We start from the raw sequence: 24,278 nt of genomic DNA on the forward strand, positions 1-24,278 counted from the left end.
GTCTTGCACTGGAATTTACTTTTTCAAGTCAGCCATCAAGCATTTTTCATTTATATAATATTCGATTTTATTTGTACTTGTTTTGAGGCAGACAGAGTTTTTGAATTCCAAATTTTTATCAACATATTTTGAAACTTAATCGTATATGTAATACGTCACGCTTTTATACCTACGAATAATAATACTATAGCGGCATCAGTTGTACACTAATGCCGCTTAACATTAGCAATATATCAGTTCTTTAAAAACAATTTCTTCCGCTTGTTGCCTAATACAATTCATTTTTCTAACCCATTCCATAGGACTGTCAGCCTTCAGTTGTTCCGTGATATCCTGTGTTGTTTTTAACTGCTTTACAATCCGACAAAAACGCTCTCGTGCTTGTTTGTCAACCTCGGAAAGATATTCATTAAGCTCTCCGCATGTAAGCAAATTGATATAAGTCAACCTGCGGTGCTCTTGTAAGTATTGCAAGTGTCGCTGTCCATAAATACCAATAGCGTTTTTTTCACTTTTAGGAAATGTGACATTTGGAATGAGATAATCGCTTTGTTTGCTATAAGTACCACCTAACTGTTCGAATAAAGATTTCATTGTAGTTTCCTCCGATATATTTAGTTTTCCTACAAATTCATCATATCCAACCGTCACTACAAATACTTATAAATGCCGCAAGGGACACTTCCTTATGTGAAGTGTCCCTTCAGGCCGGTCTTTTTTTCTTGCTGCACGAAAATGACAATGTTGACAAATCGTTGCCAATTGACAGAATGGTAGATGTCAAAATTCCCTCTGCCGTGAGCAGGAAGGCGGTCCCGGAATATGGTTTTTAAAAGCTTGCGGGGGGCTGCTCTTTTTTGGCATGGAAATTGCTTATATTTAGAGTGAATCAGTAAAATTCTTTTATAAGCCGAATGGGAGTGTGGATCCGGCTTAGGGAGAAAGAAGGAGGAGCGGAAAGATGAAGCTTGAATTAGGAATTATTCCAATCAGGGATATCCGGTTCGGATCTGAATCCAGGGTAGAGGGCGGTACGGTTACTGTGAATAAAGAAGAACTGAAAGCAATTCTGCTGGAGGACGGGAATTTGAAGTCGGTGGAGCTGGAAGTTGCACATCCGGGGGACAGTATCCGTATTATGCCGGTTAAGGACGTGATTGAGCCGAGAGTAAAAACAAGCGGGGACGGCGGACTATTCCCGGGTATCATTTCCAAAGTAGCCACTGTGGGGAGCGGCAGAACCAATGTGTTGCGCGGCTGCGGCGTTGTCACGGCCGGCAAGATTGTAGGTTTTCAGGAGGGGATTATTGACATGAGCGGAACCGGAGCGCAGTACACTCCGTTTTCGCAGCTTCACAATCTGGTTGTTGTGTGTGAACCAATTGAGGGGATCGAAAAGCACGCTCATGAGAAGGCAGTGCGCATGGCAGGCTTGAAAACTGCCGATTACATAGGGAAACTGGCAAAAGACATCACGGCCGAAACTGTGGAAACATATGAAACACCGTCCGTCAAGGAGGGCATCAGGCTGTATCCGGATCTTCCGAGAGTGGCGTATGTACTGATGCTCCAGAGCCAGGGACTTATGCATGACACCTACGTGTACGGGGTGGATATGAAACAGTCTCTTCCCACGATTCTCTGTCCGACAGAGACCATGGACGGCGCAGTTTTGAGCGGCAACTGTGTATCTGCCTGTGACAAGAATACTACGTATCACCATCTGAATAATCCGGTTATCAAGCATTTGTTTGAAGAACATGGAAAAACACTGAATTTTGTGGGTGTGATTATAACCAATGAGAATGTGTACCTTGCCGATAAGATGCGTTCCTCGGATGCCACGGCTAAGCTGTGCGAATGGCTGGGCGTCGATGGGGCCATTGTCTCCCAGGAAGGGTTCGGCAATCCGGATACCGATCTTATCATGAACTGCAGGAAAATCGAGGCAAAAGGCATAAAGACGGTTATCATCACCGATGAATATGCCGGGCGTGACGGAGCTTCCCAGTCTCTGGCCGACGCGGATGCGGCAGCGGATGCCGTCGTAACAGGAGGCAATGCCAACATGCTGATTACCCTGCCGCCAATGGACAAGGTGATTGGTTATCCGGAAGTGGCGGATATTATTGCCGGCGGATTTGACGGCAGCCTGAAAGAGGACGGTTCTATTGAAGCGGAGCTGCAGGTGATCACGGGAGCGACCAACGAGATGGGATTCAACCGTTTGAGCGCCCGGTAATATCAGACAGCGCGAAGCGCTTTCAAACCTGAATGATTGAAAGGAATGAATAAAATGGCAAAATTAAAGTTTGTACATTATATAAATCAGTTCTTTGCCAATATCGGCGGCGAAGAAAAGGCCGATTATCCGCCTGAGATGAGAGAGGGCGGAATGGGGCCGGGACTGGCTTTTGCCCAGGCCTTCGGAGAGGAAGCGGAGATTGTGGCCACCATAATCTGCGGCGACTCCTATTTTAATGAGAATGTGGATACTGCTACGGAAACGGTTCTCGGGATGATCAGAGAAAAAAATCCGGACGGCGTAATCTGCGGTCCTGCATTCAACGCCGGGCGGTACGGCGTGGCGTGCGGCACGGTTGCCGCAGCGGTAAAAGAACAGTTGGGAATTCCGGTTGTAACCGGCATGTATAAAGAGAATCCGGGCGCAGATATGTATAAGAATAAGGTCTACATCTGTGAAACAAAAAACAGCGCCGCAGGAATGCGCGGGGCGGTAAAAAAGATGGCTCCTTTAGCGCTTAAGCTGGTAAAAAATGAACCCGTTGGTTCATCGAAGGAAGAGGGGTATATGCCGAACGGGATCCGGGTCAACTTTTTCGAGGAAAAGACAGGAGCCGGCCGTGCGGTCGATATGCTGGTCAACAAATTAAACGGCAGAGAGTATGTGACGGAATACCCGATGCCCAGCTTTGACAGGGTAGAGCCCGGTCCGGCGATAAAAAACATGGCCTTTGCAAGAATCGCGCTTGTCACATCCGGCGGTATTGTACCAAAGGGGAATCCGGATCACATTGAATCATCCAGCGCCTCCAAGTATGGCTGTTATAATATCGAAGACGTGACGGATTTAACGGAAGAGTCTTATGAGACGGCCCATGGCGGATATGATCCCTCCTATGCAAATCAGGATGCGGATCGTGTACTGCCGGTGGATATTATTCGTGAATTTTTAAAGGAAGGAAAAATCGGGAGCCTTCACCAATATTTCTATACAACGGTCGGCAATGGAACAAGCGTTGCCAACGCTACGAAATATGCGAAGGAAATCGGACAGAAGCTGGTTGACGACCATGTGGACGCCGTGATCCTGACCTCCACCTGAGGGACCTGTACTCGTTGCGGTGCAACGATGGTTAAAGCAATTGAAGCTTATGGTATTCCGGTGGTTCATATTGCCACGGTCGTACCGATTTCCCTGACGGTTGGAGCGAACCGGATTGTTCCGGCTGTTGCGATCCCCCATCCTCTCGGCAATCCGGCCCTGACTCATGAGGAGGAGATGGATATCCGCAGACAGATTGTCGGGAAGGCACTCGAGGCCCTGCAGACCCCTGTGACGGAGCAGACCGTTTTTGAGTGGAAGAAGTAAGAGGAGCATAACAGATGGACAAAATTTATGATGTAATCATACTCGGCGCAGGTCCCGGCGGACTTGCGGCAGGACTTTATTCCGGCAGATACCGCCTGTCCACGCTGATTATCGAAAAAGCCAGGGACGGCGGGCAGATTGCCATTACAGATGAAATTGAGAATTATCCGGGGCAGATTGTGGAGGGGGAAAGCGGCCCTTCCCTGATTGACCGTATGACCAGACAGGCGGCCAGATTCGGCGCGGAGCGTGCATGCGATACGATTGACCGGGTGGAACTCGAGGGGCCTGTCAAGAAGCTGTACGGTAAAAAGGACACATATCAGTGCCGGGCACTGATAATTGCCACCGGAGCTTACGCGCGGCCGATTGGATGCAGGCGGGAGGGCGAATTTGTAGGAAAGGGCGTTTCCTTCTGTGCGACCTGTGACGCCAATTTCTTTGAAGATTTAGAGGTATTTGTTGTGGGCGGAGGCGATTCCGCTGTGGAAGAAGCCATATACCTGACCAAATTTGCCAGAAAGGTTACCGTAATACACCGCAGGAATGAGCTTCGCGCGGCAAAATCCATCCAGGAGAAGGCATTCAGGAACCCTAAGATGAATTTCATGTGGGATAGTGTGGTGGAAGAGCTTCACGGGGACGGAATCCTGTCCGGGATGACGGTCAGAAATGTGAAGACAGGGGAACTTACGAGAGTGGATGCGGATCCGGATGACGGTATGTTTGGCTTATTCGGATTCATCGGCAACGTGCCGAGAAGCGAATTGTTTGAAGGGCTCCTTGACATGGAAAAAGGATATATCAAGACGGACGAAGACATGCACACCGGCATTTCCGGTGTCTATGCCGCCGGAGATGTCCGGGTCAAGAGTTTCCGCCAGGTAGTGACGGCAGCTTCGGACGGCGCAATTGCCGCTATGCAGGCAGAAAAATATATCGCTGAACTGGACGGCCATGTTTATTGACAGGCCGATTATAAGAAGGAGGTAACACCATGGTAGATTTAACCAAGGACGACTTTGAGGAAGAGGTGCTGAAAGCAAAAGGACCGGTTCTCGTCGATTTCTACGGAGACGGATGCGCTCCCTGTCAGGCGCTGATGCCGCATGTCCATGCGATGGAGGACACCTATGGAAAACAGATGAAATTCACTTCGCTGAATACGACGAAAGCACGCAGGCTGGCTATCGGCCAGAAAGTGCTGGGACTTCCGGTCATTGCCGTTTATAAGGATGGATTAAAAATCCAGGAATGCGTCAAAGATGAGGCAACACCGGAGAATATCGAGGCAATGATTAAAGCTAATTTGCAGGCGGACAATTAGAAGTTTAAGGTAACAGCCGCCCCGTTCAGGAGCGTTGTTATAGATGGATGGTTCCGGTTGGAACTTTAAAAACAGGTAAGGAGGAACGCATATGGCAATTTTGAAAGACAAAAAGGTCGTTATAATTGGCGACCGCGACGGCATTCCGGGCCCTGCCATAGCAGAATGCGTGAAGACGGCAGGCGCTGACGTAGTTTATTCATCTACCGAATGCTTTGTCTGAACGAGCGCGGGTGCTATGGATCTGGAGAATCAAAAAAGAATTAAGGATTATGCAGACCAGTACGGTCCTGAGAACATAGTAGTCGTTCTCGGTGCGGCAGAAGGAGAGGCGGCAGGTCTTGCTGCTGAAACCGTAACCGCAGGTGATCCCACATTCGCAGGTCCTTTAGCAGGAGTCCAGTTGGGACTACGTGTTTATCACATTTGTGAAGATGGAGTTAAGTCAGAGGTTGACGAAGGTGTTTACGATGAACAGATCAGCATGATGGAGATGGTTTTGGATGTCGATGACATTACGAAAGAAATGACCACCATCCGTGAGGAATTTTGTAAATACCTGTAATCCGTGAGAGGCTGATACAGAATCCGGAGAATCGGTATCCTGAAGAATATAGGAAACCGTCAGGTATCAATTCCCGGATTCTCCACAGCTTTCTTCCAAATTTAACGAGGTGAAGGTAAAAACATGAATGGGTATCCGGTTATAAAAGGCGCCAGCTATACACTGGCAATCACGCCCGATATGGTGTTACATAATGGGACGACACAGACGACGGAGAGGGTAGTAAATCCGGATTCAGAGTATTTAAAAGAACTTCCGGGACGTTTGAGAAGCTTTGAGGATGCAGTGAATTACATACCGAATCAGGTGTACATCGGGAATGCAAAACCGGCTGATTTAGCTGCCACGGAATTTCCTTATTACGATAAAAAATGGAGCGGAGCGGTTCGCGAAGGCAGATATGGGCAGATAATGCCGCAGGATGAATTTTATGGATTAATCCAAATCTGTGACGCATTTGAACTGGTAATGCTTGAACGGGAGTTTGCCGCCGGAGTGAAGAAAAAGCTGGAAAAACAGAAGCTTTTTACAGAGGAACAGCTGGCGGTTTTAGATAAAAATGACAACTCATCAGATTATATAAACGAATTGGTGGAAAAAGAGCATGCAGAGGGACTGTATCACAACAATGTGCTTGTCGGAGCCGTTAAAAGAGCACATGACGTGGATGTAAACCTGTCAGCCCATGTGATGCTGGAAAATCTTGTGACAAAAGCCTCGAATGTCCTCTCCCTTCTGGAGCTGGTTCACAAAGCAGGGGTTGCCCCTGACTCTGTGGATTACGTTATAGACTGCTGTGAGGAAGCATGCGGCGATATGAATCAGAGAGGCGGCGGGAATTTTGCAAAAGCGGCGGCGGAAATTGCCGGTTTCGTCAATGCAACAGGAAGCGATGTCAGGGGCTTTTGTGCAGGGCCTGCCCACGCACTCCTGCACGCAGCGGCATTGGTGCAGGCAGGAACATTCAAAAATGTGGTAGTGACCGCGGGAGGCTGCACCGCAAAGCTTGGAATGAATGCCAAGGATCATGTGAAAAAAGGACTTCCCGTTCTGGAGGATGCCATTGCCGGATTTTCAGCGCTGCTGAGCGCTGACGACGGCGTCAATCCGCAGCTTTGTACGGATATAGTTGGATATCATACCATCGGAACAGGTTCAGCGCCGCAGAATGTCATTTCGTCTCTGGTGACGGCGCCCCTTGAGAAAGCGGGACTGAAGATTCCGGATATTGACAAATATGCCCCCGAGATGCAGAATCCCGATATCACAAAGCCGGCCGGCGCCGGAGACGTGCCGGAGGCAAACTATAAAATGATCGCCGCGCTGGGCGTTAAGAAGGGCGAACTGGAGCGGAGCGAAATCAAGTCCTTCGTAAAGGAACACGGGATGACCGGCTGGGCGCCGACCCAGGGCCATATTCCGTCCGGGATACCATATCTGGGAGCAATGCGCGATGAGATGCTTGGCGGAGAAATCAGCCGTGCCATGATTATCGGTAAAGGCAGCCTTTTCCTGGGCAGAATGACGAACCTTTTCGACGGAGTGTCATTTGTGGTTCAGGCTAACGACGGTTCGGCAGGGTCCGGGAAAGAAGAGGCCATCGATGAAAGCCGGATAAAAGCCCTGATAGGCCGGGCCATGAGGACGTTTGCAGAAGGTCTGATGGGGGAAGAGGAATCAGCGGAGCCATAGGAAAGGGAGAAACTATGTCTGAAAGAAAAATCAAGGCGATGATCGCAGAGACCTTTCTTGAGGTGGCGGATGCTCTGGAAACGGGGCGGTATGGCAAAAAGCCGGTGATTGGCTTCGCTTCGGAAGGCAGTGAGCATGGCAGGGAAAATATAGATGAGGCAATGCGTCTTATCGAAAGAGCAGGAAATAAAGTAATACTGATTGAAGGCGGAGATATCCACAGGAAAATGGAGGAGATGCTGGATGCAGGAGAGATAGACGGCGCGGTGACGATGCACTATCCGTTTCCTGTAGGAGTTGCCACGGTAGGTAAGGTGGTGACTCCTGCAAGAGGAAAACCCATGTATCTGGCGGCCACAACCGGCATTTCCGATACCGACCGTGTGTGCGGCATGGTTAAAAATGCAGTCTATGGGGTGATTGCCGCAAAAGCCGACGGAATTGAATCGCCAACGGTGGGAATCGCCAATGTTGACGGAGCCAGACAGGCGGAGCGCGCCCTGTTAAGATTAAAAGAAGGCGGATATGATATCCGCTTTGCAGATTCGGCAAGGTCGGACGGCGGCATTGTGATGCGCGGCAATGATCTGCTCTGCGGAACGCCGGATATCATGGTTATGGATTCTCTCACCGGAAACCTGATGGTAAAACTTCTGTCCGCCTATACATCCGGAGGAAGTTATGAGTCTCTGGGCTTTGGCTACGGTCCGGGAATCGGTCCCGGTTACGGTCGTCTGATTCTGATTGTCTCCAGGGCCTCGGGAGCGCCGGTTATCGCCGGAGCGGTGGAGTTTGCCGCGAATCTGGTGAGCCGGGGATGGAAGGAAATTGCCGCCGGAGAATTTTCAAGAGCAAATCAGGCCGGCCTTCAGGAAATTCTGAAAGAACTGAATGCTTCCGGTAAAGAGGGAGCAGCTTCAGATAATGTAAAAATGCCGCCCAAGGTAATTTGCACCGCCCAGATCCCGGGCATTGAAGTGATGGATCTGGAGGATGCGGTAAAAACGCTGTGGAAAGCCGGAATATATGCGGAAAGCGGAATGGGCTGCACCGGTCCGATCGTGCTTATGGCGGAGGCGGAGCGTGATAAAGCAGTTGCCGCGCTGAAAGAAGCCGGATACATCGGATGAGAGACGGAGGGAGAGAGGGATACTGTCTGGAAACAGCACAGGACAGTGTCCTCCGAAAATCCCGAGTTTCACGGCGCGAAACTGCGTTTTTTGCAGATTCTGTGCATCGCGAAGCGTGTTATTGTTTACAGCATGCCGCTTTTTGGCATGGTGTGAACAGTAACAGAGGCAGGATCCGGGCCTGATTCAAATATGAGAATTGACATACAATTTAATACATGATAGTATAATGACAGCCCAATGGGCCTGTTGTTAGGACTGTTAAAGGATATGGAGGCAGATAGGTTGCTGGTGTGCCTCGCGGTCTTCAAAACCGTTGTGGGGGGTTAAGAGCCTCCCGGGTGGGTTCGATTCCCACCTCCTCCGTTCAAACCATATCCGGGGCAGAAGGAGTGATAATGATGGGAAAAAATCAGGAATTACTGAGAAAACTCCCTAAAATTGATGAGATGCTGCAGGATGAGCATCTTATTTTTTTTACGGAAATAATGCCGCGGCAGGTAGTTGTGGAGACGCTGCGCGAGGTGATTGATATGGTGAGAAGAGAGATAATCGATGGGAGAAGAGAGGAAATCCCGGCGGTGGAGGAGCTGGCCGGACTGGTGAAACAAAGGGTCTTTGAAGAGCAGGGAAAAAGCCTGCGCCGTGTCATCAACGCCACCGGCGTTGTCCTGCACACCAATCTCGGGAGAGCCAATCTATCCCGGAGAGCCTGCGAGAGCGTATTGGAGGCGGCCGGTTATTACTCAAACCTGGAATACGATATAAAGAAAGGCAGCAGAGGTTCGCGCCATGACCATGTGGAGCAGTTGATCAGGAAAATTACCGGAGCGCAGGCCGCTATGGTCGTGAATAATAACGCCGCGGCCACCATGCTGTGCCTCTCGGCATTGGCCCGCGGAAAAGAGGTGATTACCTCAAGAGGCGAGCTGGTGGAGATTGGCGGATCCTTTAGAATACCGGAAATCATGGAAGAGAGCGGCGCGCACCTGCTGGAGGTCGGCGCCACGAATAAGACAAAACCGGCTGATTACAGAAAGGCGTTTCATGGAGAGATGACCGGCGCGTTTTTAAAAGTGCATACCAGCAATTACAAGATTGTCGGTTTTACGCAGGAAGTATCGATTCGGGAGCTGGCGGCTTTGAGGGATGAGTCGGAGGAATTTTCTGTTCCGGTTATTTATGACATGGGCAGCGGGCTGATGACGGATTTAAGCGGCTGCGGCATCGGAGAGCCTACTGTGACGGAAGCGCTGAAAGAGGGAGCTGATGTGGTGCTTTTCAGCGGGGATAAGCTTCTCGGAGGGCCTCAGTGCGGTGTTGTCATCGGTAAAAAGGAATATGTGGACCGGATGAAGAGCCATCCCATGGCAAGAGCATTCCGCGTGGATAAAATGACGCTGGCCGCCCTGGAGGCGACATTTTTCGAATACCAGGATTCCAAGCGGGCTATGCGGGAAATCCCCGTTCTGCGCATGATTACGGAGACAGGGATACGGCTTAAAGAGAAGGCTGAAAAGCTGTGCGGTCAGCTCTCTGAAGCAGCGCCTTCCCTGGAGTTTATGGTGGAGCCGTGCAGGGATCAGGTGGGCGGAGGCTCTGCGCCTCTGGTGATGCTGGAAGGTTATGCGGTAACCGTATCAGGGGAGGACTTTAACGCCGAGCGTTCAGAACGGCTGCTGCGCAAAGAGGAACTTCCGATCATTGCAAGAGTGGCGCGCGATAAGCTGTGGCTGTCGGTGCGGACCATCGAAGAGACGGAATTTAAATGGATCCGGGAGGCATTTTCGAAACAGAATCAGGTGAGGTGGCAGGATGCATAATGTAATAGTCGGTACGGCGGGTCATGTGGATCATGGTAAAACCTGTCTGATTAAGGCATTGACAGGCACGGATACAGACCGGCTGAAAGAGGAACAAAAGAGAGGCATCACAATTGAGCTTGGATTTGCCAGTCTGTCCGGGGAGGAAGGGCAGCACATTGGAATCATCGATGTACCGGGACATGAACGGTTTGTCAAAAACATGCTGGCCGGAATCGGCGGCATTGATCTGGTGCTGCTGGCAGTGGCGCTGGATGAGGGGGTAATGCCTCAGACAACCGAACATTTTGAGATACTCAAAATGCTGGACATACGGCAGGGAATACTGGTTTTCACCAAGGCTGACATGGTGGACGAAGAATGGGCGGATATGGTGGAAGAGGACACGAGGGAGATGGTGAAGGGAAGTTTCCTCGAAAATGCCCAGTCTGTCCGCGTATCTTCTTATACCGGGCAGAATATAGAGACATTGCGCAAAATGATACTAGAAGCGGTTCGGGATACGGCAAAACGCAGGGATGAGCAGGAACTGTTTCGTCTTCCCATAGACAGAGTGTTTTCAATGGAGGGGTTTGGCACGGTGGTGACGGGCACGCTGCTGGAAGGCTGCTGCAGGCTGGGCCAGGAGATAGAAGTCTATCCCCAGGGACGCATTGTCAAGATAAGAGGAATTGAAAATCACGGCGAGAAGGCGGAAACTGCTTATGCCGGCCAGCGCACGGCCCTCAATCTGGCGGGAATTAAGAAGGAGGAACTGGAGCGCGGAGAGATTCTTGCGGCTGTGGGTTCCATGCCGGTCAGCCGCCAGCTTGACGCCAGAGTGCGGCTTTTTAAAAGCTCCCGGCGTCTGCTTTGCAATGGGGACCGGGTACACATCAGTTACGGTTCGGCTCAGTCCATCTGTAAAGTGGTTCTTTTGGATTGTGATGAAATAAAAGCGGGAGAAGAGGCCTATGCACAGCTCCGGTTTGACGAACCGGTTTCCGTTAAACGCGGAGATCACTTTATTATCCGCTTTTATTCCCCTGTGGAGACATTTGGGGGCGGAGTCATCCTGGAGGCGGACGCCGGAAAACATAAGCGCTGTCAGAAGGAGGCGCTGGATATTCTCAAAATCAAGGAATACGGCCGGGATGATGAAGTATTGGAAGCAATTATAAAGGAGAGAAGCAGATATTTTCCGGAGCTTTCCGAGCTGTCGCTGAGACTGAATGCAGCCCCCGCCCATACGGAGGAGCTGCTGGAAAAGTTAAAAAAGCAGAAGAAAATTCTGGCCGTCAACGGAAAGAGCTGTATTCACAAAGAGTACTGGGACATAATCACCGAGTTTGCAAAGCAATGCCTGAACCGTTTTCATGAGGCAAATCCCATTGCCTCCGGTATCGAAAAGGAGGAGCTGAAAAGCCGTCTGACGGAACATTTTTATCTGAAGGATGCGAAACGGTCCGAAGAGCTTTTCCAGGAGCTGGTGAAACGCGGCATCGTGACCGTTTCCGGAAGTACGGCTGCCCTGAACGGTTATACGGGAGGCTGTTCCGGTGAACTGTCCGGTATGATGGAGGCCATACGGGAGCGTTACCGCTTAGCCGGTGTGGAAGCGCCGACGATAGATGAAGTGATTAACGGCTTTAAGGATAAAAAGCAGGCCCGGCAGATTATTACGGAACTGGTCAGGCAGGATGCTCTGGTCAAAGCCGCCCCCGGCATCTATATGGGAAAACAGGAATGGGAAAAGGCGGTTTTTGTCCTCAAAAACCATCTGGATACGCATCCTGATATCTCACTTGCAGAGTACCGGGATCTTCTGGGAACCTCCAGAAAATATGCAGTCATGCTGTTGGATGCATTTGACCAGCGCAAGATAACAAAAAAGCAGGGAGATGTCCGTATATTATATAAATAATAAAGGGAGAGTGGGAGCAGATGAATATCAGTCAGAATAAAAGAACCTTAATGATGAGCGGAGCGGTGATGGGCCTGTTGGGCGCGCTTCTGGCCTTTATGGGAAATCCAAAGAATATGGCAATTTGTGTCGCCTGTTTTATCAGGGACTCTGCCGGAGCCATGAAACTCCACACAGCCTCTGCGGTACAATATATGAGGCCGGAAATAGCCGGATTCGTCTGCGGAGCGTTCCTGATAGCAGTTATAACAAAGGAATACCGTTCTGCAGCCGGTTCTTCACCGATGCTCCGTTTCCTTCTGGGCTTCATCATGATGGCAGGCTCCCTGGCATTCCTTGGATGCCCGCTGCGCATGCTTATCCGCATGTCGGCCGGAGATCTGAATGCCTATGTCGGGCTGCTGGGCTTTGGCGCAGGCGTATTCACCGGTACGGCGGCGCTGAAGAGGGGATTTACCCTGGGCCGGGCCTATCCGTCGTCAAACGGGTCGGGGGCGGTGCTGCCCGTACTTCTGATAGTTTTGCTTCTATTATATAATGTTACAGCATTATTTGCGAGCAGCGAGACAGGCCCCGGCAGCATGCATGCCCCTGTTCTCATATCTTTGGCCGCAGGGCTTTTATTCGGTGCAATAGCCCAGAAAAACAGGGCCTGCTTTGCGGGCAGCCTCCGTGACGTGTTTTTGATGAAAAACTTTGATTTGTTATCGATTATCGGCGGCTTTTTCATCGTAATGCTTGCTTTTAACCTGTTGACGGGCGGTTTTAAACTTTCATTTGAGGGCCAGCCCATTTCCCATTCCCATCATCTTTGGAATTTCCTTGGTCTGTATGCGGTGGGGTTTGCTGCCGTACTGGCGGGAGGCTGCCCTCTGAGGCAGCTTGTGCTGGCCGGTCAGGGGTCGTCCGATTCAGCGGTGACTTTCCTGGGACTGCTGGTAGGAGCGGCTTTTTGTCATAACTTCGGGCTTGCGGCAGGGGCGGCGGCGGCAGCTACGGAGACGGCAGAGGCAGTGTCAGGCGGACTCACGCCGGCCGGAAAGACAGTTCTCGTTGTCAGTATTGGAGTGCTGTTCCTGATAGGATTTAAAAAGAGAGAGAAGACAGATAAAAAATAATAATCAGGAGGAATAGAGATGAACGAAGTGGATGCAAGAGGTTTATCCTGCCCGGAGCCGGTGCTGCTTACAGCGCAGGCGTTAAAATCCGGATCCGGCGTACCGTTGAGGGTGCTGGTCAGTGAAGCATACGCCAGGCAGAATGTGGAAAAATATGCGAAGAGCCAGGGCAGGCAGGTATCTGTGACGGATAAAGATACGGAATTTGAAATTCTGATAAATTAGAAGAGATGGGGGAGCGCCGTGATACGGAAAAAAGAGCCGAAGGTAATTATTACGTTTCACACTACGGCAGGGGCCATTGAACTGGAGCGAAGCTGTAAAGCCGAAAAGATTCCGGGCCGGATTATACCCGTGCCCAGGGAACTTTCGGCAGGCTGCGGCCTGGCCTGGTGCTCGCCTGAAGGTGAAAAAGGGCGGCTGGGAATCCTGCTGAAGAAGGAAAATGTTGAATGGGAAGATATGGTGCAGATGCTGTTTTGAGGAGGGGAGTGATTAGGATGGGAATTTATTTTGATAATGCCGCAACGACGCTGAAAAAACCGGACTGTGTGATCAATGCGGTGACAGAGGCATTGAAAAACCTTGGTAATTCCAGCCGCGGGGCCTATGAGGCTTCCATGGATGCGTCACGCCTTATTTATGACACGCGTGTGCGGCTTGCAGCGCTGTTTCACGCAGGGGAACCGAGGCAGACTGCATTTACCTCCAATTCCACCGAAGCTCTGAATACGGCAATTTTAGGGCTGTTACAAGGTTCCGGCCATGTAATAACCACGGTGATGGAACATAATTCCGTGCTGCGTCCGCTTTACCGGCTGGAGACAATGGGAACAGAGCTTTCATTTCTGAGCTGCGGTGAGAGGGGTGAGCTTCACTGTGAAGGACTGGAGGCAGCCCTTCGGCCCGATACCGGAGCGGTCGTCTGTACGCATGCGTCCAATCTGACCGGCAACAGCGTGGATTTGAAACGAATAGGAAACTTTTGCCGCGAACACAATCTTTTATTCATTGTTGACGCATCTCAGACAGCCGGGACCCTGGAGATTGATATGCAGGCCATGAATATAGACGTGCTGTGTTTTACCGGGCACAAGGGCCTGTACGGTCCCCAGGGGACCGGAGGGATTTGTGTCCGGGAGGGATTGCATATCTCACCGCTAAAGTCAGGCGGAAGCGGTATTCAGACTTACAATAAAGAGCAGCCTTCGCAGATGCCTGCGGCCCTGGAAGCAGGAACCCTGAACGGCCATGGGATAGCGGGGCTTCATGCCGCGCTGTCGTTTATAGAAGAAGTTGGCGTGGAGGCGATTCACGGCAGGGAGATGAAGCTGATGCGGAAATTTCATGATGGAGTAAAGGAGATTCCCGGCGTGCGGATTTACGGAGATTTTTCAGATGACAACCGCGCTCCGATTGTGGCGCTCAATATCCGGGACTATGACTCAGCGCAGGTCAGTGATGAGCTGGCAGTCGGCTATGGGATTTCCACCAGGCCGGGCGCCCACTGTGCGCCTCTGATGCACCAATCCCTGGGCACAGTGGAACGGGGCATTGTACGGTTCAGCTTTTCCTGGTTCAACACCGAGGATGAGATTGAAGCGGGGATACGGGCGGTTGGAGAGCTGGCAGGTGTATAAATAATAAATAAAGGTAATGAAGAAAAGGGACACTGACTGACGCGGTGTCCCTTTTTCAACCCATTTGAGGGCATCTGTATGTTTCTTTAACCGGCTCCCCGTTTAGAACGGGGGCTGATTTGCCCTCTTTGTCAGGCGTCCTGTTTTACATGATCTTCAGTCATGAATTTTGTATAGTTCGGATCAATATTATAGCGTTTCATATAAATCTTGTGCAAAATGATCTGCAGGAAAAACAGCATGACTACACCGATTGGAAGCAGAACAAACGGCGAAATCTCGGTAAAGCCGAATATCAGGTATAAAACTGCGATGACACCTCCCACAGTCAGCGCATATGGAAGCTGTGTTCCGACATGGTCGATATGGTCCGCACCGGAGAAAATGGAGGCCATAACCGTGGTATCGGATACCGGTGAAGCATGATCACCCAGGATAGCGCCGGAAAGAACTGCGCCGCACATGCCGACTGAGAATTCTACATCACCGGTGAGCGTATAGCCTAACTGGATAGCCAAAGGCGTCATGATAGCCATTGTGCCCCAGGACGTTCCGGTGGCAAAGGCAACGAGAATGGAACATCCTAAAACGAGAAGCGGAAGCAGACCGGTCGGGATGCTGGCGCCGACATACTGAGCTACGAAAGCGCCCAGCCCCATGCTTTTGGTGACGGAGCCTAAGGACCATGCCATAACAAGAATTGCTCCGGTTAAGGCCATAAGCTTAAAACCGTCTACAATCGTATTCATCGTTTCCTCAAATGTCATGATATGGCTGGTGAGGGCGATCACAATTCCCGTTACCGCCATGCCGAAGGAACCCCAGTAAAGAGCCATCTGCGCGTCACATGCGTCGAGAATTGCCATAATGCCGGTGGCGGTTCTGGCCGGATTTGTGTAGCCCGTGTAAATGATACCGGATATAATAATCGTAAACGCCACTGCAATCGGGAGGACGAAGGAGCGGATCATTGGTTTGGTGCGTTTCGGTTCGCCCAGTTCATTGCCGACATCAAGCATCGGGTTTGCATCCGGCTTGGTGTACTGCCCCGTTTTTAGGGCACGGACCTCTGCCTTCAGCATGGGGCCGTAATCGCGTCCGGTATACATTAACATGCCTACGAAAATAAGAGTGAATATAGAATACATGTTAAACGGCAGACCTTTTATGTAAGCGCTGACCGGTGAAATTCCGGTGATTCCGGCCTGTTCCAGACCCTGTTCGATCATACTGATCTGATAGGCGATCCAGTCGGAAATAAATAAGGCGGCCGCAGGAGCTGCGGTAGAGTCTAATACATAGGACAGTTTCTCAGAAGAAATTCTGTAATCCTTGCATATGTCACGGAAGACATTGCCGTCAACGGCGGCAACCAGACAATCGTTGACGGAGCAGGCCATTCCAAGCCCCCATGTGCCCAGACAAACAGAACGCCTCTTTTTAAAACGCCTTTTCGCGGCTTCCGCCAGTGCAAAGCTGCCTCCCAGCTTCCATATGAAGGAAATTCCGACACCCATAAAGAGGGTAAAGAGTAACAGTATTACATTATCCGCCATATTGCTGGAAATGACAGATAATGCATAGGAGCATGCCCCCAGCGGGTTCCAGCTGCTGATGATCAGTGAACCTGCAAAGAGGCCTGCGAACATGGAGATTAGAACCTGCTTTGTCGCAAAACATAAACCGATAGCGATGATAGGCGGAACTAAGGCCAGTATCCCATAGTTGACTTGCATATCCATATATCTTCCTCCTTTTTGTCGGCCGGCCGGTGTCATCCTCATTTTTATTATTAGGGATGCACCCCTCCGTTAAGCCGGCCGCTTATGCCGGATTAAAAAGCAAATAACGTGCCAAAAAGGACGAATGAGGTGAAGAAAAATGAAAAGTGTATGGATAACAGGCAAAAAAGGACAGATAGAAAATATATTTACAAGCTGGTTTCACTAAAACGAGATATTAATTGTCAGTTAAATGACAGTTTGAAATGACATATGGTAAAGTCTGTCAATTAAATGTAAAGAACTTTATCGTGGCAGTGTAATATCAGGCTGCTGTATGCTGAGGCGGTTAAGCTTGCGGTAAAGTGTTCTGAGACTGATTCCCAGCTCGGCTGCGATTTGTTTTTTTCCCTCTAAGGTATACCCGTATTTTTCCAGCAGCCCGGCAAGCGCCTGCTCTCCGCTGTTTCGCACCGCGGCCGGTCCGGGTTCCGTTTTTTCACATGGCCGTGCTTTCAAAGTCAGGATTTCCGGCAGGTCTGCCGGAGTCAGCGTATCCGTCTCACAGAGATTGGCAGCATATTCAAGCATATTCTGAAGCTCACGGACATTGCCGGGCCAGTCATAGGAGACCAGCAGTTCCTCAGTCTCCGGAGCGAACTTTTTCAGAGGGGTCCGGATTCTGGACCGGAGATGCTCGAGATAGCTGGCGGCGATAGGCATGATATCTTCCCTTCTTGAACGCAGAGGCGGCAGCTTCAGATTGATCACATTAATCCTGTAAAACAAATCCCCTCGGAATGTGCGCTCTGCCACCATTTCGCTGAGGCTCCTGTTTGTGGCGGCGATTATTCTGATGTCCAGATGAACCTTCTTATTAGAACCGACCCGTTCCAATTCATATTCCTGGAGAACCCGCAGGAGCTTGGGCTGGGCAAACAGCGGCAGCTCCCCGATTTCGTCCAGAAACAGGGTTCCCCCCTGTGCCATTTCTATTTTACCGATTTTACCGCCTTTTTTCGCACCGGTAAAAGACCCCTCTTCATACCCGAACAGCTCACTTTCAAATAAAGTATCGGGAATACCCGAACAATTTACTGCAACGAAGGGATATTTACTGCGGCAGCTTTGTTCGTGAATGGCGCGGGCCACCAGTTCCTTCCCGGTTCCGGTTTCGCCTGTGATTAGGACCGGGGTAGGGCTGTCGGCTACTTTTTTAATCAGCCGGTGGATTGTTTCAATCTGAGAGCTCTGGCCGACAATTCTTCCAAAAAATCCGGATTCGGCCTCCGGCTCGGATAGCTCTCCGGAAAGCCGGATGAAAAAAGCGCTGATTTGCTCTCCGTTCATGACGGCCCGCGTCGTGATCTTAGTAGCCATGTTTCCAATCGTCACGTTTTTCTCGAACAGGTTAGTGCCGTCCATGATTTTTCTGACAACGGCTTCCGGAAAAAGCTGCCAGAGGGATGAACTTGTACTGTTGCAGAATTTAAGAAAGTTGGAAGCCATCTGGTTATACTGCAAGATCACTCCGTGGGGATCGGTGAGAAGCACCGGCTGGGGGCATAGCTCCATGGATGCGGCCAGTGTGGCGTCCAGATTGGCAAAACCGCTCTTTCCCGTTTTATTGGCCAGAAGATCTCCTATCAGGTTGGCCAGTTCGGTGATTGCATTCAGGTAAACAGCCGTGCTGTCAATAATGCGCCGCTGTCCCTCTTTTGTAAAAGAAGTAAAAGATGCCACTCCCGCGATTTCAGTACCGGCATGAATGCAGCACAGAACCTCTATCGTGGATGGACAGTGTTCTTTAAAACGGCAGCCAATGCAGGACGGCATTTCACCGGGCTTGTTGACAAGAACGCTGCCGTTTTCAATGACTTCCCGTATAAAGGGCGCGTGTACCACGCGGCCTTTTTTCTTTAAGTAGGTAGGGGTGCAGAAGAAAAGGTTGCTGCTGTCGTCAAAGATAGCGATTTCCAGACGGAGCGCATCGCTGACGGCAGTCACCAGCCTTTCGGCCGAGGCACGGATTTCCTCCAGATTTGCCATGTTATTCCTCCTTTATTGATGGTGATGCTGAGTGCCCATATGAAAACATGTGTGGGATTTAGCGCCGGATTACTGCGGCGGACGCAGAAACCGTTTATACGCGGAATAATGCCCGCTGTGCTATGCGGACATTATACCATATATTCAGGAGCAATGACAGTAAAAATGGCAAATTTGGCAATTATGTGTCAATTGACAATAATTGACAAATGACAAGCGGTAAATCGCAATTTTGGCAATTTTATTTGGTATTGAAAAGGAGAGGAATGAAAATATATGGTAGAATGTAGACCTGTGATTTTTTATAAACGATAAAATTCCCGGATTTTAATGGGATATTGCAGACTTTAAAAATATTTTCAACGTAAAATCCAAATCTGAGCAAAAATTCTGTGAAAGTTGGCACGATGATTGCTAAATAGTAGGACAGAAAGTGTTGACTCCCGCTTTGGTAATTTAAAAGGGAGATGAGAGGAAATCTAAAGGAGGAAAAGAATGTTAGAAAAGAAAGAACCATTGAATTTGACAGGCAGGGTTGCAGTTGTCACGGGCGGAAGTTCAGGTATCGGGCTGGGAGTTGTGGAGATTTTATCGGCATATGGAGCGAAAGTCGCCATGGTGGACATCAGCCCCAAAGGAGAAGAAAAAGCACAGGAACTAAGAGCGGCCGGCAGGGATGTTACCTTTTTTCAGTGTGATGTGACGAGTGAGGAACAAGTTAAAAAGACGGTGGACGATGTGGTGACGAAGTACGGGCCAATCAATATTTTACATAACAATGCAGGCGTTACGGTCCGTAAAACAATCGATAACCTTACGGAAAAGGAATGGGATTTTGTACTCGATGTAGGTCTTAAGGGAATGTTCCTGTTTTCCAAACATGTAATCCCGGTAATGGAGGCCAACGGCGGCGGAAGCATTATCAATACCGGCTCGGGCTGGGGACTCAAGGGCGGAGATCAGGCGGTTGCCTACTGTGCGGTGAAGGGCGGTATCGTCAATGCCACGAGGGCGATGGCGATTGATCACGGCCCGAAGAATATCCGGGTGAACAGTGTAAATCCGGGCGACACCGACACGGCGATGCTGCGCGACGAAGGCAGGCAGACGGGAATAGTAAAAGAAGAAGCGGATCAGGATGCTTACTTAAAGGACTGCGGAACAGACAGGCCGCTCAAAAGAATCGGAATGCCGGAGGATATTGCCAATGCAGTATTATTCCTTGCAAGTGATTTATCAAGCTGGGTGACGGGAGCGGCATTAGTAGTAGACGGCGGCGGAATCGCTTAACCATAAAATATAGATATTCAGCATATAAAGGAGGAAACAAGCACATGAAAGGATTTGAAAGCCATCCTTACATACCAAACTCGGTTCCGGAAGTACAGGAGGAAATGCTCCGTGAAATCGGTCTTGGCTCATTAGAGGAGCTTCATAAGAACGTACCCGAACTGTTAAAATTAAAAAATGAAATGAACCTTCCAAAGGCATTTCGTTCTGAATATGAATTGAAAAGACACGTGGAGCGTGTCCTCTCAAAGGATACGGACTGTCACAGAAACCTTAATTTTTTAGGCGCCGGCTGCTGGCAGCACTATGTTCCTGCCATTTGCGATGAAATCAACGGCAAAGGCGAATTTCTTACCGCATACGGCGGAGAGCCGTATAATGACGAGGGTCGCTTCCAGTCGCTGTTTGAATATGCTAGCATGGTTGCGGAGCTGGTCGATATGGAAGTGGTCAATGTGCCGACGATGGACTGGGCGCAGGCGGCCGCCACGACGGTCAGGATGGCTCAGCGGATTACGAACCGTTCCGTAGTCCTGGTTCCGGAGTATATCGATGCCGAGAAGCTGAAAATCATGGAAAACTATGCAGAGTCATGCCTCCGTTTTGAGAAGGTAAAATGTGATGAGAGAGGACTCATCGATTTATCGGATCTGAAGGAAAAAGCAGGCGCAGATACTGTCGGCATATATTTTGAGAACCCGGGTTATCTCGGTGTGATTGAGCAAAACGGACAGGAAATTTCCGATATAGTACATGCGGCCGGGGGACTCAGCCTTGTCGGCATTGATCCGATTTCCCTCGGGGTACTCGCAACGCCGGCATCCTACGGCGCAGATATCGTCTGCGGTGATTTGCAGCCGCTGGGCATTCATATGAACTACGGCGGCGGCCAGTCCGGCTTTATGGCGACTAGAGATGAAGAAAAATATGTTATGGAATTCCCGTCCCGTCTCTTTGGCATTGCCCCAACGACAGAGCCGGGAGAGTACGGCTTTGGAGACGTGGCTTATGACAGGACGTCATTTGGACACCACAGGGAGCACGGCAAAGAATACGTTGGAACCCAGTCGGCTCTTTGGGGCATTACGGCAGGGGTTTATCTGGCAACCATGGGCCCGCAGGGCATGGAAGAGGTGGGACAGATTATCATGTCCAATGCGCAGTATGCAGCCGCTAAGATAAATGAGATTCCGGGAGTGAAGGCCAATCCGTTCGGCAGTGTCTTCTTTAAAGAATTCGTCGTGGATTTCAGCGGAACAGGAAAAACGGTGAAACAGATTAATAAAGCCCTGCTTGATAAAGGGATTTTCGGTGGCAAGGACTTATCGGAGGATTTCCCCGGACTGTCCGAGTCGGCTCTTTACTGTGTAACCGAAATCCATACGAAAGAAGATATCGATACTTTAATTAAAGCGCTTTATGAAGTCACCAAATAAGCTTTCAGAAAGGAATGATAACGTGAAAAGAATAGATAGATCAGAAAAGGTCAGAGTTCATTTCCACCAGGCAAAATGGGATGAGCCGATAATTTATGAGCTTAGCACTCCGGGCGAACGCGGAATCTTAGTGGGCGCTCCGGATGAAGAGATAGCCGGACAGACAAAAGGCGTTGATGCGCTTCCGGAAGGTATGAAGAGAAATACGAAGCTGAACCTGCCGGAGCTTTCCCAGAGCCGTGTCTTAAGACACTATGCCAGGCTGGCGCAGCAGACTCTGGGCGCAGATGTTAATATTGAGATTGGACAGGGCACTTGTACGGTTAAATACAGCCCGAAGGTAAATGAGCAGTTATCTGCTTTAATCCGCGAATATCATCCTCTTCAAGATGCGGATACAGTGCAGGGGATGCTTGAGATTTTTCATGAGACCGACAAATACATGAGTGAAATTTCCGGTATGGATCATTTCACCTTCCAGCCGGGCGGAGGTTCCCAGGGAATCTTAACGATGGCCTCGGTCATGAGAGCTTATTTTAAAGATAAAGGGGAAGACAGGGATGAGATTATCACAACGATTTATTCCCACCCCTCCGATGCGGCCGCTCCTGCGGTAGCCGGCTTTAAAATCGTTTACCTACAGCCGGATGAGAAGACGGGCGTTCCCGATTTAGAGCAGCTCAAAGCTGCGGCGGGGCCTAAAACGGCAGGTTATATTGTGGCAAATCCGGAGGATACCGGCGTTTATAACAGTCATGTGAAAGAATTTGTGGATTATATCCATTCCATCGGCGGTCTTTGCGGATACGACCAGGCAAATGCAAACGGGCTGTTGGGCGTCACAAGGGCAAGAGACGCAGGCTTTGATATGTGCTTCTTCAATCTCCACAAAACATTCTCCACGCCCCACGGCTGCGGCGGTCCGGCCTGCGGAGCAACGGGAGTGCAGAAGGATCTGGTTCAATACCTTCCGGCTCCGATTGTGGACTATGACGGTGAGAAATATTTCCTTAATTATGACATCTGCAGTAATCCGTGCGCAGTGGGTAAAGTAAGGGAATGGTACGGCGTGGCTCCGGTTGTGCTCAAGGCATACTGCTGGATCCGCAGCATGGGACCGGACGGCCTGTATCAGGTGGCCAAGACCGCAGTTCTCAATAATAATTATATGTTTAAGAAGCTGATGGAGCTTCCGGAGGTGACTGCCTATTATGAGGACGGCAACAACCAGAGAATCGAACAGGCGCGCTATTCGCTGGAGACGATGGAAAAAGAAACAGGTATCAGCACACTGGATATCCAGAGGCGCATGATGGATTTCGGGATGCATTACTGGACCTCCCATCACCCGTTCTATCTGCCGGAGCCGATGACGCTGGAGCCTACCGAGACACCTTCCAAGAAAGATATCGATGAATATATCGAGACATTGAAATATGTATTTAAAGAGGCTCATGAGAATCCTGATATCATTAAGACGGCGCCTCATAGAAGTGTCACGCATCAGGTGGATGAATCCGGTATGGATGATCCGGCCAGATGGGCAACAACATGGAAAATGTACTTAAAAAAATACAGCGATTGAGATTCTTTGTGATACACTATATTATAGAAGAAACTATTAACGCAATGCGGTTGTAGAAGACGCTGTGATACAGATATAAGAAGGACTGCTTTGAAGTGGGTATCATTTTAAAGCAGTCCTGCTTTTTATGGAGGGCCGATGAAGAAGCTAGGACTTATTATTAATCCCATTGCAGGCATGGGCGGCAGTGTGGGGCTCAAAGGAACGGATCATGTGGTGGAGGAAGCAATCAGGCGCGGAGCGCAGCCAAGAGCCGGAGAACGTGTAAAAGCGGCGCTCACAAAGCTTATTGAAATCAGAGATCAGATTACTGTTTATACATATCCCGGTGATATGGGCGGAGAGCTGGCAAAGAGCCTTGATTTTCCCACGGTGCTTTTAACGGCGGCCGGAACGGACGCTGTGGACGCGGATTCGGGGTATACGGCTGCAGGACATACGGATGCGGCAGATACAATAGAGCTGGCAAAGAAGCTTTTGGAAGAACAAGTGGACCTGCTATTATTTGCGGGAGGTGACGGGACGGCCAGGGACATTTACGAGGCAGTGGAGCTGAAGGTGCCCTGTGTGGGAATCCCGGCCGGCGTAAAGATTCATTCGCCGGTCTATGCGAAAAATCCCCAGGCTGCCGGACGGCTGGCTCTTATGTGGCTCACCGGGAAGGTGCAGAAGACGGAGGAACTGGAGGTTTTGGACATTGATGAAGAGCGGTACCGGAGAGAGGAGTTAAGCACAAGGCTTTATGGTTATCTTCTGGTGCCGAAGGAAAAGACGCTGACACAGAACCGCAAAGCGCCGACCCCCGTCTCTGAGACGGCATCGATTGAGGCGATTGCCTATGATATAATAGAAGCGATGGAACCGGAGACCTGCTATCTCATCGGCGCGGGAACCACGACCAGGGGAATCATGCATCTTTTGGGTCTAAAGAATACTCTGATCGGAGTAGATCTGATATGCGGCAAAAAGCTTGTGGCGGCCGATTTGTACGGGGATACGATTTTGTCATATATTAAAGGAAGAAGAACAAAACTGATCGTGACGGTAACCGGAGGCCAGGGCTATCTGTTCGGCCGCGGCAACCAGCAGCTTACCCCGGATGTCATAAAAGAAATCGGGAAAGAAAATATTATCATACTGGCGACAAAGGCAAAGCTGGCGGCGCTGGGAGGACGGCCGCTGCTGGTAGATACCTATGATGAGGCGTGTAATCTTTCCCTTTGCGGGTATTACCGTGCGGTCACCGGGTATGGGGAATATACAATGTGCAGGGTGACAATAGATTGATGAGTAATTGAGGATGGAGGACGCGTCCGGAACGGACCGGGGCCGGTGTGGCGAGGGGGAGTTTTTCTGAGTCTTCCGTCCCCGGTTGGAGGTTGTCGT

The 24,278-nt window shown here is 50.1% G+C and carries 20 protein-coding genes and 1 tRNA gene; 18 read left to right on the plus strand and 3 right to left on the minus strand.

What is annotated here, in order from left to right; genetic code table 11:
* Positions 1-222: 222 nt before the first annotated feature.
* Complete coding sequence (locus tag CLOSYM_RS01115; protein WP_044902030.1) at positions 223-594, minus strand: TnpV protein; 372 nt, start codon at positions 592-594, stop codon at positions 223-225.
* A 367-nt stretch (positions 595-961) separates the two neighbouring features.
* Between CLOSYM_RS01115 and CLOSYM_RS01120 the strand changes: the two genes are divergently transcribed.
* The 14 genes from CLOSYM_RS01120 to CLOSYM_RS01190 all read left to right on the plus strand — a co-directional run bounded on the left by CLOSYM_RS01120 (position 962) and on the right by CLOSYM_RS01190 (position 14,811).
* Complete coding sequence (locus tag CLOSYM_RS01120) at positions 962-2,242, plus strand: glycine/sarcosine/betaine reductase component B subunit (protein ID WP_003506037.1); 1,281 nt, start codon at positions 962-964, stop codon at positions 2,240-2,242.
* A gap of 54 nt (positions 2,243-2,296) precedes the next feature.
* Positions 2,297-3,613 carry a glycine reductase complex selenoprotein B gene (gene grdB / locus CLOSYM_RS01125; RefSeq protein WP_081459676.1) on the plus strand — a complete coding sequence of 439 codons (1,317 nt, stop codon included), beginning with the start codon at positions 2,297-2,299 and terminating at the stop codon, positions 3,611-3,613.
* A 14-nt stretch (positions 3,614-3,627) separates the two neighbouring features.
* Positions 3,628-4,581 (plus strand): thioredoxin-disulfide reductase, encoded by a 954-nt coding sequence (gene trxB / locus CLOSYM_RS01135; RefSeq protein ID WP_021640623.1) that lies wholly within the window; start codon positions 3,628-3,630, stop codon positions 4,579-4,581.
* 29 nt (positions 4,582-4,610) lie between these two features.
* On the plus strand, positions 4,611-4,940 hold the full coding sequence (gene trxA / locus CLOSYM_RS01140; RefSeq protein WP_003497890.1) for a thioredoxin TrxA: 330 nt from the start codon (positions 4,611-4,613) through the stop codon (positions 4,938-4,940).
* A 91-nt stretch (positions 4,941-5,031) separates the two neighbouring features.
* Positions 5,032-5,505 (plus strand): glycine/sarcosine/betaine reductase complex selenoprotein A, encoded by a 474-nt coding sequence (gene grdA, locus CLOSYM_RS01150; protein ID WP_081459675.1) that lies wholly within the window; start codon positions 5,032-5,034, stop codon positions 5,503-5,505.
* Positions 5,506-5,628: 123 nt separating this feature from the next.
* Positions 5,629-7,197, plus strand: a complete 1,569-nt coding sequence (gene grdC, locus CLOSYM_RS01155) for a glycine/sarcosine/betaine reductase complex component C subunit beta (RefSeq protein WP_021640624.1) — start codon at positions 5,629-5,631, stop codon at positions 7,195-7,197.
* A 14-nt stretch (positions 7,198-7,211) separates the two neighbouring features.
* Complete coding sequence (grdD, locus tag CLOSYM_RS01160) at positions 7,212-8,327, plus strand: glycine/sarcosine/betaine reductase complex component C subunit alpha (RefSeq protein ID WP_021640625.1); 1,116 nt, start codon at positions 7,212-7,214, stop codon at positions 8,325-8,327.
* Positions 8,328-8,599: 272 nt separating this feature from the next.
* Positions 8,600-8,693, plus strand: a tRNA-Sec gene (locus tag CLOSYM_RS22685).
* Between the two features lie 32 nt (positions 8,694-8,725).
* On the plus strand, positions 8,726-10,150 hold the full coding sequence (gene selA / locus CLOSYM_RS01165; protein ID WP_003497884.1) for an L-seryl-tRNA(Sec) selenium transferase: 1,425 nt from the start codon (positions 8,726-8,728) through the stop codon (positions 10,148-10,150).
* A complete protein-coding gene (selB, locus tag CLOSYM_RS01170; protein WP_003506044.1) occupies positions 10,143-12,053 on the plus strand; it encodes a selenocysteine-specific translation elongation factor in 1,911 nt (636 codons plus the stop codon). Before selA ends, selB begins: the two co-directional genes overlap by 8 nt.
* A gap of 20 nt (positions 12,054-12,073) precedes the next feature.
* Positions 12,074-13,171: a YedE family putative selenium transporter gene (gene yedE, locus CLOSYM_RS01175; protein ID WP_021640626.1), complete on the plus strand. Its 1,098-nt coding sequence runs from the start codon at positions 12,074-12,076 to the stop codon at positions 13,169-13,171.
* A gap of 18 nt (positions 13,172-13,189) precedes the next feature.
* Positions 13,190-13,396 carry a sulfurtransferase TusA family protein gene (locus tag CLOSYM_RS01180; RefSeq protein ID WP_003497877.1) on the plus strand — a complete coding sequence of 69 codons (207 nt, stop codon included), beginning with the start codon at positions 13,190-13,192 and terminating at the stop codon, positions 13,394-13,396.
* Positions 13,397-13,414: 18 nt separating this feature from the next.
* Entirely contained in the window at positions 13,415-13,654 is a 240-nt protein-coding gene (locus tag CLOSYM_RS01185; RefSeq protein ID WP_003506047.1) for a putative Se/S carrier protein, read from the plus strand.
* Positions 13,655-13,671: 17 nt separating this feature from the next.
* Entirely contained in the window at positions 13,672-14,811 is a 1,140-nt protein-coding gene (locus tag CLOSYM_RS01190; RefSeq protein WP_021640627.1) for an aminotransferase class V-fold PLP-dependent enzyme, read from the plus strand.
* A 131-nt stretch (positions 14,812-14,942) separates the two neighbouring features.
* Here CLOSYM_RS01190 and CLOSYM_RS01195 read toward each other — a convergent pair whose 3' ends face one another.
* Both CLOSYM_RS01195 and CLOSYM_RS01200 read right to left on the minus strand, forming a co-directional pair.
* Positions 14,943-16,553, minus strand: a complete 1,611-nt coding sequence (locus CLOSYM_RS01195; protein ID WP_003497874.1) for a Na+/H+ antiporter NhaC family protein — start codon at positions 16,551-16,553, stop codon at positions 14,943-14,945.
* 285 nt (positions 16,554-16,838) lie between these two features.
* Positions 16,839-18,581 (minus strand): sigma-54 interaction domain-containing protein, encoded by a 1,743-nt coding sequence (locus CLOSYM_RS01200; RefSeq protein WP_003506051.1) that lies wholly within the window; start codon positions 18,579-18,581, stop codon positions 16,839-16,841.
* A gap of 495 nt (positions 18,582-19,076) precedes the next feature.
* On the opposite strand from CLOSYM_RS01200, the gene CLOSYM_RS01205 reads away from it, so the two are divergent.
* The 4 genes from CLOSYM_RS01205 to CLOSYM_RS01220 all read left to right on the plus strand — a co-directional run bounded on the left by CLOSYM_RS01205 (position 19,077) and on the right by CLOSYM_RS01220 (position 24,179).
* On the plus strand, positions 19,077-19,871 hold the full coding sequence (locus CLOSYM_RS01205; protein WP_003497872.1) for an SDR family NAD(P)-dependent oxidoreductase: 795 nt from the start codon (positions 19,077-19,079) through the stop codon (positions 19,869-19,871).
* Positions 19,872-19,915: 44 nt separating this feature from the next.
* Positions 19,916-21,307 carry an aminomethyl-transferring glycine dehydrogenase subunit GcvPA gene (gene gcvPA / locus CLOSYM_RS01210; protein WP_003497871.1) on the plus strand — a complete coding sequence of 464 codons (1,392 nt, stop codon included), beginning with the start codon at positions 19,916-19,918 and terminating at the stop codon, positions 21,305-21,307.
* A gap of 22 nt (positions 21,308-21,329) precedes the next feature.
* Positions 21,330-22,892, plus strand: a complete 1,563-nt coding sequence (gene gcvPB / locus CLOSYM_RS01215) for an aminomethyl-transferring glycine dehydrogenase subunit GcvPB (RefSeq protein ID WP_081697035.1) — start codon at positions 21,330-21,332, stop codon at positions 22,890-22,892.
* Positions 22,893-23,030: 138 nt separating this feature from the next.
* On the plus strand, positions 23,031-24,179 hold the full coding sequence (locus tag CLOSYM_RS01220; RefSeq protein WP_021640632.1) for an ATP-NAD kinase family protein: 1,149 nt from the start codon (positions 23,031-23,033) through the stop codon (positions 24,177-24,179).
* Positions 24,180-24,278 lie beyond the last annotated feature (99 nt).

It is taken from the genome of [Clostridium] symbiosum ATCC 14940 (assembly GCF_000466485.1).
GTDB classification, from domain to species: Bacteria; Bacillota; Clostridia; order Lachnospirales; family Lachnospiraceae; genus Otoolea; species Otoolea symbiosa.

Coding starts and splice junctions, on each gene's coding strand:
- CLOSYM_RS01200 (WP_003506051.1), bottom strand. CDS start 18,581: ATGGCAAATCTGGAGGAAATCCGTGCCTCGGCCGAAAGGCTGGTGACT.
- grdD (WP_021640625.1), top strand. CDS start 7,212: ATGTCTGAAAGAAAAATCAAGGCGATGATCGCAGAGACCTTTCTTGAG.
- CLOSYM_RS01115 (WP_044902030.1), bottom strand. CDS start 594: ATGAAATCTTTATTCGAACAGTTAGGTGGTACTTATAGCAAACAAAGC.
- CLOSYM_RS01205 (WP_003497872.1), top strand. CDS start 19,077: ATGTTAGAAAAGAAAGAACCATTGAATTTGACAGGCAGGGTTGCAGTT.
- selA (WP_003497884.1), top strand. CDS start 8,726: ATGATGGGAAAAAATCAGGAATTACTGAGAAAACTCCCTAAAATTGAT.
- gcvPA (WP_003497871.1), top strand. CDS start 19,916: ATGAAAGGATTTGAAAGCCATCCTTACATACCAAACTCGGTTCCGGAA.
- CLOSYM_RS01120 (WP_003506037.1), top strand. CDS start 962: ATGAAGCTTGAATTAGGAATTATTCCAATCAGGGATATCCGGTTCGGA.
- trxA (WP_003497890.1), top strand. CDS start 4,611: ATGGTAGATTTAACCAAGGACGACTTTGAGGAAGAGGTGCTGAAAGCA.
- CLOSYM_RS01220 (WP_021640632.1), top strand. CDS start 23,031: ATGAAGAAGCTAGGACTTATTATTAATCCCATTGCAGGCATGGGCGGC.
- CLOSYM_RS01190 (WP_021640627.1), top strand. CDS start 13,672: ATGGGAATTTATTTTGATAATGCCGCAACGACGCTGAAAAAACCGGAC.
- selB (WP_003506044.1), top strand. CDS start 10,143: ATGCATAATGTAATAGTCGGTACGGCGGGTCATGTGGATCATGGTAAA.
- yedE (WP_021640626.1), top strand. CDS start 12,074: ATGAATATCAGTCAGAATAAAAGAACCTTAATGATGAGCGGAGCGGTG.
- CLOSYM_RS01195 (WP_003497874.1), bottom strand. CDS start 16,553: ATGGATATGCAAGTCAACTATGGGATACTGGCCTTAGTTCCGCCTATC.
- grdC (WP_021640624.1), top strand. CDS start 5,629: ATGAATGGGTATCCGGTTATAAAAGGCGCCAGCTATACACTGGCAATC.
- trxB (WP_021640623.1), top strand. CDS start 3,628: ATGGACAAAATTTATGATGTAATCATACTCGGCGCAGGTCCCGGCGGA.
- CLOSYM_RS01180 (WP_003497877.1), top strand. CDS start 13,190: ATGAACGAAGTGGATGCAAGAGGTTTATCCTGCCCGGAGCCGGTGCTG.